General features: G+C 58.7%; 9 protein-coding genes. 7 read left to right on the forward strand and 2 right to left on the reverse strand.

The features are described from left to right. The first annotated feature begins 590 nt into the window (after positions 1 to 590). From ET418_RS05060 to ET418_RS05090, 7 genes are all read left to right on the forward strand, one after another. Entirely contained in the window at positions 591 to 1,061 is a 471-nt protein-coding gene (locus tag ET418_RS05060) for an OmpW family outer membrane protein (protein ID WP_188055324.1), read from the forward strand. Positions 1,062 to 1,198: 137 nt separating this feature from the next. Then, on the forward strand, positions 1,199 to 2,779 hold the full coding sequence (locus ET418_RS05065) for a methyl-accepting chemotaxis protein (RefSeq protein ID WP_149306511.1): 1,581 nt from the start codon (positions 1,199 to 1,201) through the stop codon (positions 2,777 to 2,779). 293 nt (positions 2,780 to 3,072) lie between these two features. Beyond that, complete coding sequence (locus ET418_RS05070; RefSeq protein ID WP_149306908.1) at positions 3,073 to 3,990, forward strand: AAA family ATPase; 918 nt, start codon at positions 3,073 to 3,075, stop codon at positions 3,988 to 3,990. Between the two features lie 113 nt (positions 3,991 to 4,103). Continuing rightward, positions 4,104 to 4,853, forward strand: coding sequence for a DUF58 domain-containing protein (locus tag ET418_RS05075; protein ID WP_246152947.1), 750 nt, complete (start codon positions 4,104 to 4,106; stop codon positions 4,851 to 4,853). Then, positions 4,840 to 6,762 (forward strand): transglutaminase TgpA family protein, encoded by a 1,923-nt coding sequence (locus ET418_RS05080; protein WP_149306513.1) that lies wholly within the window; start codon positions 4,840 to 4,842, stop codon positions 6,760 to 6,762. The genes ET418_RS05075 and ET418_RS05080 overlap by 14 nt, the downstream gene beginning before the upstream one ends. Before the next feature lie 140 nt (positions 6,763 to 6,902). Further along, complete coding sequence (locus ET418_RS05085; protein WP_149306514.1) at positions 6,903 to 7,781, forward strand: CHAD domain-containing protein; 879 nt, start codon at positions 6,903 to 6,905, stop codon at positions 7,779 to 7,781. A 10-nt stretch (positions 7,782 to 7,791) separates the two neighbouring features. Next, positions 7,792 to 9,321 (forward strand): Ppx/GppA phosphatase family protein, encoded by a 1,530-nt coding sequence (locus ET418_RS05090; RefSeq protein ID WP_149306515.1) that lies wholly within the window; start codon positions 7,792 to 7,794, stop codon positions 9,319 to 9,321. Positions 9,322 to 9,382: 61 nt separating this feature from the next. Here the strand turns inward: ET418_RS05090 and ET418_RS05095 are convergent, their stop codons facing one another. Together ET418_RS05095 and ET418_RS05100 are read right to left on the reverse strand one after the other, a co-directional pair. Then, on the reverse strand, positions 9,383 to 11,533 hold the full coding sequence (locus ET418_RS05095) for a GGDEF domain-containing response regulator (RefSeq protein WP_149306516.1): 2,151 nt from the start codon (positions 11,531 to 11,533) through the stop codon (positions 9,383 to 9,385). A 20-nt stretch (positions 11,534 to 11,553) separates the two neighbouring features. Further along, on the reverse strand, positions 11,554 to 12,924 hold the full coding sequence (locus ET418_RS05100; RefSeq protein ID WP_188055326.1) for a sensor histidine kinase: 1,371 nt from the start codon (positions 12,922 to 12,924) through the stop codon (positions 11,554 to 11,556). Positions 12,925 to 13,555: the final 631 nt, after the last annotated feature.

Below are 13,555 nucleotides of genomic sequence, written 5' to 3' on the forward strand. Positions count from 1 at the left end.
CTCGAAATATGTCCGGAAATACGAACCGCCAAGAACACCTTATCAAAGACTCGCTGCGTCAGTTGACATCACGGATGAGGCAAAGACAACACTGGAAGCCCTTTACAATTCACTCAATCCCTTTACAATTCACTCAATCCCTTTACACTGAAAGCGAAGATTGAAGCAAAGCTCAAGGCAATCTTCCACATCGTCAGGTTACCTACAATATGAGGCAACGTATCAAGCCTTCGGTTACCTTTTAATATGAGTCAACGCGGGCATCCCGCCTCCATAGCATTGTCGATGGTGGTACGCCATTGCGAAATATCACCGCTGCCGATCGCGGAAATAGGCGTATAATGGGGCTAGAGGGCAAAATGGACCGCCCGAAAGGATGGCGGGTATGACAGTTTTCTTTAGCTTTATCTATGCGACAGGCATGATGCTCGGATTATTCATCGCTGCGTTTGTGGGAGTGTACATATTGGCGTTGCTTTTATCGCCAATTGAACGGAGAATATCCACCTATATCTGGTCCCATCCCATGCATGCGCCGGAGATGGGCACCCATAAGGGGTCATTTAAAACATTCAGCAAAAGAATCCAGAATGGACATTACAACAGGTAACCACATACGAGGCGTAAAGCTTCAAAAGAAATTCCTGGCGGTGGCAACCATAGCCTGTGTTGCCATCCTGAAAGCTGCCGTTTGCTGCGCCGGGGGAGAGAAGGACGGTTTTTCGTTGGGATACGGCATCTTGCGGCCTGTTGCCACCGATACGACCGGCAAGAGCCCCGGCCTGCTGACCGCAAAATATGGCTTCAGCTTGCTGAAAAATGTCACTCCGTACATCGGAACCGGCGTGGCCTATGCCCTCCCCCAGGATGCAACCGTTACGGACGCTCCCACAAAACTGAAAACAGGCGTGGCAGGCCAGGCCGGCGTCAGCTTCAACCTGAGCGGCAATTCGTCGCTCGTCATTGACTACAAATATTTGCATTTCACCAGTGACCCCCCCACGAGTGACAGGAGCACGCCCCCCCAATCACTGGGCATCGGCGTGCACATCAAATTCTGAAAAACTCATTAAATTATAATAAGTTTGCCATTTCAATCGATTATACATGTATACACTTTTTCACCATTTGACTTACCTGACGGCCATCAGCTATAGTTTTCACCTTCGGCACACATATCGGTTAGAGGGGTGAGGGAATGCTCAGAAAAAAGCTGGCTTTCAAGGTATTGGTAATACTGGGGATTTCACTCGGCTGTGGCCTGGCAGCCATGATGGCGATTTCGATCTGGCAACAAACCAACTCGACCATGAAGTTACAGTTGAAGAATACCCGCAACCTGGCGGCGATATTCATCAGAGACATCGATGATTACATGATGAAGGGCGACTCGAAAGAGGTCAATAAATACATCCGTGAAAACAAAGAGAAGAAGCTGTTTCTCGACCTCAAGATCTACGACGAACACGGCAAGGAGTCTGAAGCCAAAGACGGCGCGGTACAGCCCGCCATTGCAAAAGCGCTTGAACTCGGCAAAACCATCGAGTTCAAAACCGAAGAAAACGGCGTAAAAGCTCTCAACCTCGCCATCCCCTTCGAGAATGAGCAACGCTGCAAGCAGTGCCATGACGCCGCCCCCAAATTTCTGGGGGGGATGCTCCTGAAAACCTCCATCCAGGAGGGATATGACAGCGCCAAAGAGACGTCCATAACCCTTTTTCTGACCAGCGTTCTGTTCTTCTTCGTCCTGCTCGGAACGATCTTCCTCTTCCTGAGAGCGGCAATCATCAAACATATCCTGGCATTTTCCAAAAAGGTCGATGAGTTGTCCAGCGGCGCCGGCGACCTGACCACGGTCATCCAGGTGTCGTCCGACGACGAGATCGGCCATCTTGCAGTTGGAATCAACAAGCTCATTTCCAAGATTCACGACATCATGTCCCAGATCGCCCAGAACGCAGCGGCACTATCGACCTCCGCAGACCAGTTGCTCACCACCTCCCAGACAATGACCACGGGTATCGACGATGCGGTCAGTCAGACGGACACGGTGGCCACCGCCAGCGAGGAAATGGCGGCAACTTCGAGCAATATCGCCACGAACTGTACCGCGGCGGCGGAGGAGTCCGACAAGGCGAACGATTCCGCTACTGCCGGTGCCGAAGTGGTGGCAAGAACCATTGATGTCATGGCCCGCATCGCCGACAAGGTGCGGGAATCGGCGACGACCATCGAATCGTTGGGCAGCAGATCGGACCAGATTGGGGAGATCGTCGGCACCATCGAGGACATCGCCGATCAGACCAACCTCCTGGCTCTGAACGCCGCCATCGAAGCGGCCCGAGCCGGAGAGCAGGGACGCGGTTTCGCCGTTGTCGCCGACGAGGTCCGCGCCCTGGCGGAGCGGACCACCAAGGCCACCCACGAGATCGGCAAAATGATCAAGGCTATTCAAAGCGAGACCAAGAGTGCTGTCGCCACCATGGAAGAGGGTGTTAAGGAAGTGGAGGCCGGAACCGAAGAGGCCGCCAGTTCGGGAGAGGCGATCTTTGAAATCATCGAACAGATCCGCGCCGTCGTGACCCAGGTCAACCAGATCGCTACCGCCGCCGAGCAGCAGACGGCAACCACCAGTGAGATCAGTTGCAATATCCAGCGGGTCACCACCGTCGTCCAGGGGGCGGCGGACGGGGCGCAGCAAACGGCCACCGCAGCCAACCAACTGGCGGATCTTGCCCATGACCTGCAACGGCTCGTAGGACTGTTCAAACTCTCGTAACAGGAAGACAGCGGTCGGTCGGGTCATCACCCCCACCGTCCGGTTTTTATGGAATATGGCTGCAAACACGAAACGGGAGACGCCATCTCCCGTTTCGTGTTTGCAGGGTGGCCCGTGTGTCTGCCCTCCCCCCCGTGGACACGAACATTCCACATCACACGGCTATCCGAATGCACTTTTACGCGCACCTGTGGTAAACTGTCTCTCAGCAAAAGCTACCTCTTGCTCCATCCTTCCTCCCATCAGCATCCATAAAAGGACAGAACGTGGCGCTACCCGACCATAACCGTACCATGACAACGATACTCGACACCTTGAGCCGTGATTATCTCCATGGCAAGGAAGAGGTGCTTCGCCTTTCCATGGTCGCACTCCTGACCGGTGGGCATATCCTGATCGAGGATCTGCCCGGCCTGGGCAAGACGACCATCGCCTTGGCCCTGGCCGGTATTACCGGCCTCTCCTTCGGCAGGGTGCAGTGCACCAGCGATCTGCTCCCGTCGGACATCACCGGCCTGTCGGTATTCAACCGGGAAGAAGGGCATTTCGCCTTTCTGCCGGGGCCGATCTTCAACAACATCGTCCTTCTCGACGAGATCAACCGTGCCATGCCGCGCACCCAGAGCGCCATGCTGGAGGCCATGGAAGAACGGCGGGTGACGGTGGAAGGGACGACGCACCACCTTCCCGACCCCTTCGTGGTGTTCGCCACCCAGAACCCCTCCGACCAGAGCGGCACGTTCCCTTTGCCCGAATCCCAACTCGACCGTTTCCTGATCTGCACCGGCATCGGCTATCCGCCGGAACACCTGGAAAAGGGCATCATTGCCGGAGGCGGCATCCGCGAGCGGATCGGCGGCATGACGCCGGTGGCCTCGACTGCCGACATCCTGGCCGCGCGCCGGTGCGTCGAAACCGACATCTACCTCTCGGACAGGGTGGTCAACTATATCTACGCCCTGGTGGCGGCCACCCGCAGCCACGGCATGATCCAGACCGGCCTCTCCACCCGGGCCGCCATCAGCCTTGCCCAGGCTGCCCGTGCGGCCGCTTTTCTGGAGGGGCGCGATTACGTGGCGCCGGACGACGTCAAGGGGATTGCAGTCCCGGTCTGCGCCCACCGCCTGGTCATGCGGCCCGATCAGGAAACCGTTGACAGGGGAGAATTGTTACGGGCACTCATCGCCGACATAGCGCTTCCTTTGGCCTGAAGATCAGCAAGGCGGGGGCGCTCTACATCGCCATCACCCTCCTGCTGGGCTTCTCGGCCGTCAACACCGGCAACAACCTGCTGTTTCTGGTGGTTTCCGGGCTGCTGGCGTTCATGTCGGTCACCGGGTATGCCGGCATGCGCAACATCAAGGGACTCATCCCCGAAATCGTCCCGCCGGCCGAGATCTTCGCCGAAACCGCCGCACCATTCCGCCTGCGCATCCACAACACCAAGCGGCACAGCGCCTCCTTCCTGGTCCGGCTGGAATGCCCCGGTGGCCAAGGGATTACCTTCCCCCTGATAGGCTGCGGGGCCTCGGTCGAGGGGAGCATCTCACTCATGTTCCCCGACCGGGGGCACGCCGCTCTTGACCGGCTCACCATAAGCTCCACCTTTCCGGTTAACTTCTTCACCCGCTACTGGACATTTGCAACGGCTTGCCGTTTTATCGTCTTTCCCCGGCTGCAGGCCGGCGTGACGATCGGCGACGGTGACGAGGCGCAACGCCATGGAAGCAACTCCCGGCAGGATCGGGGTCTGGACGGCGAACTGGAACGGATCGCAACCTACTCCGGCCGCGAACCGTTACGGATGATTCACTGGAAGCTCTCTGCCCGCAGCGAGGAGTTGCTGGTCAAGGAATTCGGCCGGCAGACGGCGGCGCCCTTGGTCATCGATCTCGACTCTTTGCCGGGACAGGGATTGGAGCAGCGCATCTCCCGCGCGGCCTGGCTGGTCAGGCGCTGGGTAGGGCTGCGGCCGGTCGGGCTCAGGTGCAACGGAAAGGTCATCCCGGCCGAAACCGGCCGGCACCACGGTCTGAAACTACTGGCGGAGCTTGCCCTCTATGGTCGCGATTAGTTCGCTCACAGCCGTTCTCTCCTACGCCATCGCCCTCTGCGGGATCGTGCCGCTCTTCCCCTGGCTGGCCGCACCACCGCGAATGGCCCTGGCGGCAGGCCTGCTGGCCGGTATCTGGCAGGAGCGCCGGGGAGTCTGGCCCCTCAAAAACTGGCAGTTCAACCTGGCCGTTCTGCCGGTGTTCCTCTATTATGCATTCCAGTTCAGCCGCGCCAACCCGGTCCAGCCGGTGGTGAGCGCGCTGGCCATCATGCTGGCGGTCAGGTTGTGCGGCGAGAAAAGCGTGCGCCACCATCTGCAGATTGCGGCCTTGTCCCTGTTCTGCCTGGCCTCATCATCCCTGTTCGACCTCAGCCCCATATTCCTGCTCTACCTGTCCCTCATGCTGTTGCTGGTAGCGGTATCACTGGTTCTCCTCACCTTTCATGCCCAGGACAGCCGCATGGCCCTGTCCCGCCCCCACCTGCGCAAGGTGCTGGCCGTCGGGGTATTGATGCCGCTGGCCTCGTTGCCGCTCCTGCTGCTCTTCTTTCCGATCCTGCCCCGTACCCAGATCCCTTTGTGGAATATCATGGCCGCCCCGGCAGCCCGCCCCTCCGGCTTTAGCGACAAGGTCGAGCCCGGCACCAGCGCCACCGTAGCGGAGTCGCGGACCATAGCCTTCCGGGCCGAGATGCCCCGGCAACCGCAACAACAACTCTACTGGCGCGGCACGGTCTTCAACCGCATGGAGGGGCACCGCTGGGTACGGGATGCGGCCGTGCCGCCGGAACATCTGCTGTACAAAGGGGCGCGCATCGCCCAGGTCGTCTACCCGGAGCCGGGGCCCTCCCGCGCCCTCTTCGGCCTGGATGCACCCGCCATTATCGCCCTGCCCAGGGCGCGGGGTGCCTCGGACGGTACCTTCGAGTATCCGGGGCCGCTCACCCGGCGCCTGGGCTACCGGACGGAATCGGTTACCTCGGGTATCCTGCCGACGGCAGGGGGCATTAACCGGTCCTTCTACCTGAGGTTGCCCACCGACATCCCGGAGCGGGTAAAGCAACTGGCGGGCGACATCAGGCGGCGAGGGACCGACGATGCCCGGAGGCTGGAGCTGCTGGAGCAGCATTTTCGCAACGGCAACTACCGTTACAGCATGCGCGATCTCCCCACCGGCGAACACGCCCTGGAGCAGTTCCTGTTTGTAAAGAAGCAGGGACACTGCGAGTTTTTTGCCTCCGCCTTCGCCCTGCTCCTGCGGGCCGCCGGTGTCCCGGCGCGGCTGGTGGGCGGTTACCTGGGCGGGGATTACAACGACCTGGGGGGCTACTACCTGGTGAGCGACGATATGGCCCATGTCTGGGTCGAGGCGTACCTGGACGGCCGCGGCTGGCTACGGGTGGACCCCAGCAGCCTGGCCCGCAACGCCGGCGAGGTATGGGGAGGCGGAAAGCGGCACAACCTGGCGATGAAGCTGCGCCTGTTTCTGGACTCCCTCGACCACACCTGGAACCGCACCATCGTCACCTATGATTTTGAGCAGCAGGTGGAAATCGCCCGCAGCGCCGGCAAGCGCCTGCAAAAATTCGAGATGGGAAAGGCGGCCCGGGCGGCCCTCCCCTACCTCCTGCTGTCCATGGTCCTGGCCTTCGTCCTGATCGTTATCGTGCGCAGCCCGTGGCTGTTCACATCGCGTAACGAGCGGTTGTTGCGGCGTTTCTACCGTTTGGTCGAGCGTGATTGCGGAGTACGGGTTCAACCGGGCAGCCAGGGGCTCTTCGAAACCGCCGGACAGACCGGGAACAACAGGGTGCGGGAGTTCGCGACCATCTATGCCGGAGCCGTGTACCGGGACCGGAAGCTTACCCCACAGGAGGTGGCGCGGCTGCGCCGGATTCTGGAAGAAGGTTTTGTTACAAGGACATGACGGCGTGCCGTAACACTTGCATTAATCGGCCCAGTGCATACAATAGCCCTGATATCCTCCGGCCGGGAGAGGATTGCCATCCCGCCGAAGCGGGCTAGAATTTTTAAGGAGTTCATATTCCGTATTACGGAGGATAATCCGTGCCGGAGCCTGACGACAGCAGAGAAATCTACCGGGAACGCGCCATCGCCGTTGTTAGGGCGCGCTGGAAAGGCCTGCTCAAAAACCGGGAGGCCTGCCTGCGCAGTGACGATGTGGACGCCGTTCATGACCTGCGGGTTTCAACGCGCCGGCTCAGGGCGGCGCTTGATTTTTTCGGGAGCTTGTGCCCCGGCGACGAGGCGCCCCGCGCCCGTTCGTCGATCCGGCGCCTGACCCGCGGCATTGGCGAGCTGCGCAACCTGGACGAAGGAATCCTCTTCTTTTCCCGAAACATCCCCGACAAACGGGGAATAGGCGACGCGTTCGCCCCCCTGCTGCTCCATCTGCGCGCCAGGCGGGAATCCGAGGCCCTGAATGTTCAGAGGCTCTTGAAAAAGCTGGATACGACCAGGATGGAACAGGTGATCGACCGCTACGCCACATGTGTGCGGGAACCGGCTGACGGCCGACACAGTCATGGGGCGCCGGCCTCCCTCCCGGCATATTTTTCGGAAGAGGGTCTGCGCCTGTATGGTGAAGTCTGTCATCACCTTCCGGGGGCGCTTGTGAGGGAAAACGCGCGAAACCGCCATGCGCTGCGGATAGCCGTCAAACGGTGGCGCTATTTTCTGGAGATCGCTGCCGAGATATTTCAGCAGGATTACCGTGAGACCCTGGAACTGCTCAAAGAGTATCAGCAACTGCTCGGCGACCTCAACGACCTGCGGGTGTTTGAGGCTTTCGCCCACGAAACGCCCCTTCCCCCTGCCGGGGCAGCGGCGCTCGACGCCCTGGCCACACGCCTGACCGCGAACTATCTTCAACGCCTTGCCCTGCTGCTCGATAAACACCCGATCCGCTACCAATTCTCGGTGTAAGAGGCCTGTAATGAAAAAAACACGACTAGCAGCTATCGACATAGGCACCAACTCCATCCGCTGTATCGTGGTCGAAGCGGAGCAGCAGGGGCGCTTCATGGTCCTGGACGACGAGAAGGCCACGGTGCGCCTCGGCGAACAGCTCAGCAAGACCGGAGCCATCTCTCCCGCGGCTTTTGCCCGGGCTGTGGAGGCCATCAGCCGCATCCGCAAACTGATCGACGGTCTGAAGGTGACCGAGGTCGAGGCGGTGGCCACCAGCGCCGTCAGAAGCGCAGCCAACGGCCCCGAATTGGTGGAGGCCCTGAGCCGGGAACTGGGCCGGGAGATCCGGGTCATTTCCGGCGAAGAGGAGGCCGAATTGGCCGCCATATCCGCCCTGCACAACTTCGAGATGAACGGCAAACGGTATGCCATGATCGATATCGGCGGCGGCAGCGTGGAGATCGTCACGGCCCTGGGAAATCATATCGAAGAGTACTATTCCCTCGACCTGGGGGCCGTGGTCCTGACCGAGCGTTTTTTCCCCACCGATCCGATCAGAACGGCCGATTTCCAGAAGTTTCAACGCCACGTGCGGGCAGAACTCAAGAAGGCCTTTTCCGGGCAGAAACTCGCCGTCCAGACCTTCATCGGCTCCGGCGGCACCATCACCTCCCTGGGCTACATGGTCATGAACATGCGGCGGCAGGAGTATTCATCGGTCCACGGCTACGAGACCCTGCGCTCCGAGCTGGTACACCTGTTGGCCATGCTGATGCGGCGGGACATCAAGGGGAGGCGGGCGATACCGGGTCTGAACCCCGATCGGGCCGACATCATCGTGGCCGGTCTCGGTGTCGTTGACGAACTGATGCGTTTTTTCGGCGCCAACACGTTGTTGGTCAACGAGCGCGGCATCCGCGAGGGGTTGATCATCCGGTGCATGAGGCGGCTCGGGCTCATGGCGGAGGAACAGGGCCAACGCAACTGGCGCCAGTCGGTGCTGGAGTTTGCCCGTTCCTGCCACTTCGACGAACCCCACTCCCGTCATGTGGCCGGTATGGCGCTGGCCATGTTTGACTCCCTGAGCAAGGAATTTCGCCTGAAGAAGCCGGAACGAAGGATGCTCGAAGCAGCGGCCTACCTGCACGATATCGGCTACTTCATCAGCTACAACAGCCATCACAAACATTCCTACCACCTGATCCGCCATGCGGACCTGTTCGGGTTTGCCCCCCAGGAGCGGGAGATGATCGCCCAGATCGCCCGTTATCACCGCAAATCGCTCCCCAAGAAAAAGCATGTGGAATTCCTGCGCATGTCGGAAAAGGATCAGCAGACCGTCTGCAGGCTGGGGGGCATCCTGCGCCTTGCCGACGGTCTTGACCGGCGCCGGAGCGGCCTGGTGGAGGTGGTGGAGCTTCTCCACACCGAGGGTGATTACCGGATGAAACTCTTGGGGACCGAGGACATATCGGTGGAGATATTCGGCGGCAATGCCAAAAAGGACCTGTTTGAAAAGGCCTTTGAGGGGAAAATCGTCTTCGTGACCAGTTAACCGGGAGAGAAAATGTCACAGGGTCACAGAGGCACTGATGCAGTAAAATAAGAAAGTTACATCATGTCGGAACGGGAAACAGCCGCACCAGCTTTTCAAAATCGTCCGGCGGCAGCGGCCTGCTGAAGTAGTGTCCCTGCATCTCTTCGCACCGCTGATGCGCAAGGAACAGGTATTGATCCTCCGACTCAACCCCTTCGGCCACGAGCTTCTTACCCAGGCTGTGCCCCATGGTTATGATGGCGGAGACCACCGCCGCCTCGCCCGGATCGAAGGTAATGCTGTTGACCAGGGATTTATCAATCTGCAACTCGTCGATGGGGAGCCGGTTCAGATAGCTGAGCGATGAGTAGCCCGTACCGAAATTGTCGAGGGAAATCTTGACGCCGATCTCCCGCAACTCCCCCAGCTTCCGCACGCTTTCGGTGATATTGTCCATGATGATCTTTTCCGGAAGCTCGATTTCGAGGTAATGCGGATCGAGCCGGGTAGCGGAAAGGGCCTGGGCGACCTTTTCCGTGAAGTCATCCTGGTGAAACTGCCGGGCAGACGTGTTTACCGCCACGCGGAGCGGCTCCATCCCCCGGTCCTGCCACGCTTTGTTCTGGCGGCACACCTTATCGAGCAGCCATTCGCCGGCCGGGACGATCAGGCCGCTTTCTTCCAGCATGGGGAAAAATTCCACGGGGAAGGCCAGGGGCGCCCCCTTGGGCTGCCAGCGCATCAGCGCCTCCATCCCGGTGATCTTTCCCGTGGTGGCGTCGATGCGCGGCTGATAGTGGGGCAGAAATTCTTCCCGTTCCAACGCGGAGCGCAACCGTTTCTTCATGGTGGCCCGCTCGTCGCTCTTGAGGCTCATGGATTCGGTGAAGAACTGAAACGAGTTTTTCCCCTCACTCTTGGCCTGATACATGGCCATGTCGGCCGTTTTCAGCAACCCCTCGACGGTGGTGCTCTGGAGCGGGTAAATGGAGATGCCGATGCTGGTCGTCACATAGGTGGGCTGCTCCAGGATATAGAACGGCCGCTGGAATAACTCCCGCACCTTTTCGGCAAACTTTACGATGTCGTGGATGTCCGGCATCTCGTTGACGACGATGACGAATTCGTCGCCGCCGAACCGGGCGACCGTATCGTACTGCCGCATGCACTGTTGGAGACGTTTGGCCACGTCCTTCAGGAGAATGTCTCCGACAACGTGGCCGAGCGTATCGTTAACCGTCTTGAAATTGTCCAGATCGAGGATCATCAGAGCCAGTAGGTTATTATGCCGGTCCTCGTAGGCCAGGGCCTGCTTCAGACGGTCGAAGAGCAGTTCCCGGTTGGGGAGGCCGGTCAGGGAATCGTGACTCGCCTGATGCTGGAGCTGTTTTTCCGAATTTCTGCGTTCGGCGACCTCTTCCTTCAGGAGTGTGTTCACCTTGATCAATTCGGCATTGAGGGTGCGGATTTCCTCTTCGGCGCGCTTGATCTCGGTAATGTCGATCAGCGACACAACGCACCGCTCCGTGCCGGGCACCTTCTTGATCTTGGTGCAGACATGGCTGGTACGCTGGTTATTGCCGATGAACAGGGAGGCGGCATCCAACGAAGCAGCCCCGTTGGCCGTCCCTTTCAGGCATTGCTGAATCTCTTTGGCGGCAAACTGTTCCATCACAAAGAAGTCCGACCACTCTTTCCGATATTCGACCGCTTCCCTGGGGTAACCGGACAGGTGCTCGAACTCTTCGTTGACCATGGCAATGGTGCCGTTTTCGTCCACGATCATCATGGCGCTGCCGCTCACCTCAAAAATGGTGCGGTACTGCTCGCCGCTCTCCTTCAATTGCTTTTCTATCGTATGTTTGGCGAGCGCAATCTGGATTGTCTGGCGGAGGCGCAGGGAATCAAACGGCTTTAAAAGGAAGGCAAAGGGGCCGGTCAGGAGCGAGCGTTGGAACGTTTCGTCATCGGTGTGGGATGAGAGGTAAATCACCGGGATGTCGAAACGGGCGCGGACCTTTTCGGCGACCATGATACCGTCGTCGCCTTTTCCGAGGGAGATGTCCATCAGTATGAGATCGGGCCGTTCCTCCGCCGTCGTACCGAGGACGAATTCCCCGGAATAGACCACGGCGGGGACGTCGTATCCCATCCCTTGCAATGTCTGTTTGAGGTCTTCCGCAACAACGGCCTGATCCTCAACGACCAGTATTTTCACCTTACCGGACATGTTCGCTTCCCCTCCCGGGGCTATCCTCTGAATGAAATTTTACACACCGTTCCGGAGGTGCCGATAAATTCAACGACCCCCTGGAGCTGTTTGGCCAACGTAGTGACCAGGCTCAGGCCAAGGGTGGCCGGCGCCTCCATGTCGAGCCCCCTGGGAAGGCCGATGCCGTTGTCGCCTACCACAAGTGTGTATAACCCCGCCTCGTCGCAATCGAAATCGATGCTGATCATTCCGCTTTTGACGTCCGGGAAGCCATGTTTCAGGCTGTTGGAAACCAGTTCGTGGATAATAAGGCCGCAGGGCACGGCTATTTCAAGGCTGACGACTATCCGGCTGATGCGCATTTCCACCTGGAGATTACTCTGGTTGGGGCTGTAGGCGCTTATGATACCCCCCACCAGGCTCCGCGCATATTCGTTGAAATCGATCCGGGCCGGATTACCGGAGTTGCACAACATCTCATGGATAAGCACCATGGCCCGGACCCGTTCCTGGCTCTCCCTGAAAAACTCCTGGGCATCGGGATTGTTTATGTACCTCGACTGCAGGTTGAGGAGGCTCATGATGACCTGCATATTGTTCTTCGCCCGAAGGTGGACCTCCCTGAGCATGCTGTCCTTTTCGTGAAGTGCGGCCTTGAGATCGTTTTCGGTGCGCTTGCCCGCGGTAACGTCCATGGCTATGGTGATGAACAGACGGCGCTCATCGGGAAGGGTGCCTGCGGGAGCGGAACAGAAGTTCCATACGAGTTTCTCGCCGTTGCTGGTGGTCACCGACAGATCCTCATATGTGCAAGCGGTCTTGGTTTTATACAGGAAACCGAGCTTCTCGAACATCGAAGCAGAGTCGGTGCCAAAGGCTTTCCTCACCCAGGCATCAATCGTGGGAATATCCTTGAAAGCATAGCCGGTTCGTTTGGTCCATTCACTGTTGACCACCACCACGAGGCCGTCCTCGGCATGAATCATGATCGGGAGGGGCGCGGCAAAGACCGCCTGCCGGAACCTGCCCCCCGTTTCCAGGAGGTCCTTTTCCACCCGCCGGTACATGGTGATATCGCGTATAACGGCGCAGAAAAGTTCTTTTTCCCCAAAATGGATCAGGCTCAACCTTAGCTCCACGTCGATCAGGGTGCCGCCCTGCCGCCGGCATTTCACCTCGCCGACATACTGGTCTTTCCCGGCGAGAGCCTGATTATAGAGCCTCTCGACCCCCACCGGAGAAAGGTCGATAAAATCATTGAGGGTCATGGAAAACAACAGTTCCTCGGGGTAGCCGACCAGTTCCCCAAAGGCCTTATTCGCCTCCAGCAGGTACCTGCTGGCACCATCGATCAGGACAATCCCTTCCGATGCCTGCTCGAAAACCGTCTGAAAAAAATTCTCGTTCATACTGTTTCCTAACCCCTCAAAATCGGCAACCAATCCGCCGGTGCCACCACAAAGCATGTGTGTCCCATGGGGTCAGATTCCGCCTAATTGCGGTTTCCAGCGGCCAAACACCGGAAGCGGCACCAGGCGTTGTCGGGGCACTCACATCGCTCCCACGACCACCAGCAACAGACCGGCGCCCCCTCTTGCGACCCATCCCCTTCGAGGGGGACGAGTCCGGCACCGGCAATCAATGCAAGAATTGATCCTCAATCGAAGGAGGGATAATGGAGACCTAAAATGGAGTATTTACAAAAAAACCTCGAATACATAGCATGTTACTGCCATGAATTCGAGGCCTCCGTTTCTCTTGGATAAAGTCAGGGACAAAATTTATTATGGATGAACCTTTAGCAGATTTCCCATCCAACATCAAGCTGGAAATGGGCCAAACACACCATGGCCCGCCCCGGGGGCGTTCACCCCGACGGTCATCTCTGTAAAGTAATCAGAGCACCCTTGTCGAAATATTTTACAAAGGCCTCCCCCCCTTGCTACGGCGGGATGGCGCCCGTTCCGGGCAGGGACCCGGCAAACCTGTTCCTACTGGATCCCGCTGAGGTTGTCCCGTTCGTCCTCAGTGAACCTACGA

The organism is Oryzomonas rubra (assembly GCF_008369015.1).
GTDB classification, from domain to species: domain Bacteria; phylum Desulfobacterota; class Desulfuromonadia; order Geobacterales; family Pseudopelobacteraceae; genus Oryzomonas; species Oryzomonas japonica.

Bases quoted from the DNA above. Each gene is read 5' to 3' on its own strand.
- ET418_RS05060 (WP_188055324.1), top strand. From the start codon at position 591: ATGGACATTACAACAGGTAACCACATACGAGGCGTAAAGCTTCAAAAG.
- ET418_RS05065 (WP_149306511.1), top strand. From the start codon at position 1,199: ATGCTCAGAAAAAAGCTGGCTTTCAAGGTATTGGTAATACTGGGGATT.
- ET418_RS05070 (WP_149306908.1), top strand. From the start codon at position 3,073: ATGACAACGATACTCGACACCTTGAGCCGTGATTATCTCCATGGCAAG.
- ET418_RS05075 (WP_246152947.1), top strand. From the start codon at position 4,104: ATGTCGGTCACCGGGTATGCCGGCATGCGCAACATCAAGGGACTCATC.
- ET418_RS05080 (WP_149306513.1), top strand. From the start codon at position 4,840: ATGGTCGCGATTAGTTCGCTCACAGCCGTTCTCTCCTACGCCATCGCC.
- ET418_RS05090 (WP_149306515.1), top strand. From the start codon at position 7,792: ATGAAAAAAACACGACTAGCAGCTATCGACATAGGCACCAACTCCATC.
- ET418_RS05095 (WP_149306516.1), bottom strand. From the start codon at position 11,533: ATGTCCGGTAAGGTGAAAATACTGGTCGTTGAGGATCAGGCCGTTGTT.
- ET418_RS05100 (WP_188055326.1), bottom strand. From the start codon at position 12,924: ATGAACGAGAATTTTTTTCAGACGGTTTTCGAGCAGGCATCGGAAGGG.